Genomic DNA, 442 nt, shown 5'->3' on the forward strand with positions numbered 1-442 from the left:
AGAAGGACATTCTTTACTGGGGCAATTTACAACGGCTCGTTTTAAAGAAAATGATGAACTGATCGCTGTAATTAATGAAAAACCTGTAGATGGACGTTATCAGGTCTATGCCATTCTGGATCCTAAATCAGGCTTATTGTATATGATCTATGAAATGGGTCGTTCAGTAAAAATGGGTTATAAAGCTATTATAAAGCAGGTATTCTATTTTTCTTTAACTTCATGGGTTGTTATTTCTTTTCTGTTGGTGCTGTTTTATTTGTTTGATTTTTCATATAACTCGAATACTTTCTTTAATTTAATTTCTTCGATTTTAATAATGTTGGTTATGTCAATTGTTTTTTCTGGTTTTATTAACTATTTTGGGTTTCGTAAATCCTATGAAAATTTTGGAACATTATCAGAGCAAATATTTGAAAAGCTAGGTTTTGAACACCCCAAA

Annotated in this window: 1 protein-coding gene; it reads left to right on the forward strand. The window is 30.5% G+C overall.

Annotated features, from left to right (window positions below; translation table 11 throughout):
• A partial coding sequence (locus PTT44_RS00010; RefSeq protein WP_337960657.1) for a putative type VI secretion system effector occupies positions 1-442 on the forward strand: 442 nt, incomplete at both ends.

It is taken from the genome of Acinetobacter sp. Gutcm_16, assembly GCF_028649355.1.
Classification (GTDB): domain Bacteria; phylum Pseudomonadota; class Gammaproteobacteria; order Pseudomonadales; family Moraxellaceae; genus Acinetobacter; species Acinetobacter johnsonii.